The organism is Limosilactobacillus equigenerosi DSM 18793 = JCM 14505 (genome assembly GCF_001311375.1).
Taxonomy (GTDB): domain Bacteria; phylum Bacillota; class Bacilli; order Lactobacillales; family Lactobacillaceae; genus Limosilactobacillus; species Limosilactobacillus equigenerosi.
This window is the reverse complement of the sequence record NZ_BBAS01000028.1, coordinates 1-3,132: the sequence shown is the minus strand read 5'-3', so window position 1 is coordinate 3,132 and position 3,132 is coordinate 1. Positions and strand designations below refer to the sequence as shown.

Genomic DNA, 3,132 nt, shown 5'->3' with positions numbered 1-3,132 from the left:
GTTTGTACTTTCAAAACTAAATAATATCTATTTTCTAAAAATCAAGAAAACCGAGAACACCGCGTTATTTTGAGTTTTTAACGAAAAAACATCGCATTAATACTCATATAACTTCGGTAATCGTAAGATTATCAGGTTAAGTTATAAAGGGCGCATGGTGAATGCCTTGGTACTAGGAGCCGATGAAGGACGGGACTAACACCGATATGCTTCGGGGAGCGGTAAGTACGCTTTGATCCGGAGATTTCCGAATGGGGAAACCCAGTCATCTTAGTCGATGACTACTTGCTAGTGAATACATAGCTAGTAAGGGGAAGACGCAGTGAACTGAAACATCTTAGTAGCTGCAGGAAGAGAAAGAAAATTCGATTCCCTGAGTAGCGGCGAGCGAAACGGGAATAGCCCAAACCAACGAGCTTGCTCGTTGGGGTTGTAGGACTGAACTTTGGAGTTACCAAAGAGCAACGTAGTCGAAACAGCTGGGAAGCTGTACCAGAGATGGTGATAGTCCAGTAGACGAAACGTTACTCTCTCCGTTCAGGATCCTGAGTACGGCGGGACACGTGAAACCCCGTCGGAATCCGCGAGGACCATCTCGCAAGGCTAAATACTACCTAGTGACCGATAGTGAACCAGTACCGTGAGGGAAAGGTGAAAAGCACCCCGGGAGGGGAGTGAAATAGTTCCTGAAACCATGTGCCTACAAGCTGTCGGAGCCCGTTAATGGGTGACGGCGTGCCTCTTGCAGAATGAACCGGCGAGTCATGATTACGTGCAAGGTTAAGGTGGAAAAACCGGAGCCGTAGCGAAAGCGAGTCTGAAATGGGCGTACGAAGTACGTAGTTATGTACCCGAAACCAGGTGACCTACCCATGTCCAGGATGAAGGTGCGGTAAAACGCACTGGAGGTCCGAACCCGTGTCAGTTGAAAATGGCTGGGATGAGGTGTGGGTAGCGGTGAAATTCCAAACGAACTTGGAGATAGCTGGTTCTCTCCGAAATCTCTTTAGGGGGAGCCTCGGGGTCGAGAATCATGGAGGTAGAGCACTGTTTGGTCGAGGGGCCCGTCATGGGTTACCGACATCAGATAAACTCCGAATGCCATTGATTTATACCCGGGAGTCAGACGGTGAGTGATAAGATCCATCGTCGAAAGGGGAACAGCCCAGATCACCAGTTAAGGTCCCTAAATATATGCTAAGTGGAAAAGGATGTGGAGTTGCATAGACAACTAGGATGTTGGCTTAGAAGCAGCCACCATTTAAAGAGTGCGTAATAGCTCACTAGTCGAGTGATTCTGCGCCGAAAATGTACCGGGGCTAAGCATATTACCGAAACTGTGGATGCATCGTAAGATGCGTGATAGGAGAGCGTTCTAAGGGCGACGAAGTCAGACCGTGAGGACTGGTGGAGCGCTTAGAAGTGAGAATGCCGGTATGAGTAGCGAAAGACAGGTGAGAATCCTGTCCACCGTATGACTAAGGTTTCCTGGGGAAGGCTCGTCCACCCAGGGTTAGTCGGGACCTAAGGCGAGGCCGAGAGGCGTAGTCGATGGATAACAGGTTGAGATTCCTGTACCAGTTAATTTCGTTTGAACGATGGAGGGACGCAGTAGGCTAAGCAATCCGGACGATTGGAAGTGTCCGGCCAAGCAGTAAGTCAGGTTGAGAGTGAAATGCTTTCAACCGGGTTGACAAGCTGTGATGGGGAGCGAAATTTAGTAGCGAAGTTGCCGATGTCACACTGCCGAGAAAAGCTTCTAGTGAGAAATTAACTGCCCGTACCGCAAACCGACACAGGTAGTCGAGGAGAGTATCCTAAGGTGAGCGAGAGAACTCTCGTTAAGGAACTCGGCAAAATGACCCCGTAACTTCGGGAGAAGGGGTGCTGATCGCAAGATCAGCCGCAGTGAAAAGGCCCAGGCGACTGTTTATCAAAAACACAGGTTTCTGCAAAATCGTAAGATGAAGTATAGGGGCTGACGCCTGCCCGGTGCTGGAAGGTTAAAAGGAAGAGTTAGCATTATGCGAAGCCCTGAATTGAAGCCCCAGTAAACGGCGGCCGTAACTATAACGGTCCTAAGGTAGCGAAATTCCTTGTCGGGTAAGTTCCGACCCGCACGAAAGGCGTAACGATCTGGCACTGTCTCAACGAGAGACTCGGTGAAATTGAATTGCCTGTGAAGATGCAGGCTACCCGCGACAGGACGGAAAGACCCCGTGGAGCTTTACTGTAGCTTGATATTGAGTGTTTGTACTACTTGTACAGGATAGGTAGGAGCCATAGATACCGGGACGCTAGTTTCGGTGGAGGCGTTGGTGGGATACTACCCTTGTATTATGACCACTCTAACCCGCGCCACTAATCGTGGTGGGAGACAGTGTCAGGTGGGCAGTTTGACTGGGGCGGTCGCCTCCCAAAAGGTAACGGAGGCGCCCAAAGGTTCGCTCAGAATGGTTGGAAATCATTCGCAGAGTGTAAAGGCACAAGCGAGCTTGACTGCGAGACAGACAGGTCGAGCAGGGACGAAAGTCGGGCTTAGTGATCCGGTGGTTCCGTATGGAAGGGCCATCGCTCAACGGATAAAAGCTACCCCGGGGATAACAGGCTTATCTCCCCCAAGAGTTCACATCGACGGGAGGTTTGGCACCTCGATGTCGGCTCATCGCATCCTGGGGCTGTAGTCGGTCCCAAGGGTTGGGCTGTTCGCCCATTAAAGCGGTACGCGAGCTGGGTTCAGAACGTCGTGAGACAGTTCGGTCCCTATCCGTCGCGGGCGTAGGAAATTTGAGAGGAGCTGTCCTTAGTACGAGAGGACCGGGATGGACATACCTCTGGTGTACCAGTTGTTCCGCCAGGAGCACCGCTGGGTAGCTATGTATGGATGAGATAAACGCTGAAAGCATCTAAGTGTGAAACTCGCCTCAAGATGAGATTTCCCATTCCTTTATGGAAGTAAGACCCCTCAGAGATGATGAGGTTGATAGGATGGAAGTGGAAGCGTGGTGACATGTGGAGCGGACCATTACTAATCGGTCGAGGACTTAACCAAGTTGAAAAAGGTGGTAAGGTTCTTGAAGGAAATAAGATATTGTTTAGTTTTGAAAGCACAAGCTTTCAGTCTGAAAAGAC

At 50.1% G+C, this 3,132-nt stretch carries 1 rRNA gene; it reads left to right on the top strand.

From position 1 onward, the window contains the following. Positions 1 to 134 precede the first annotated feature (134 nt). Positions 135 to 3,052: ribosomal RNA gene (locus JCM14505_RS08335) — 23S ribosomal RNA — on the top strand. The last annotated feature ends 80 nt before the right edge of the window (positions 3,053 to 3,132 follow it).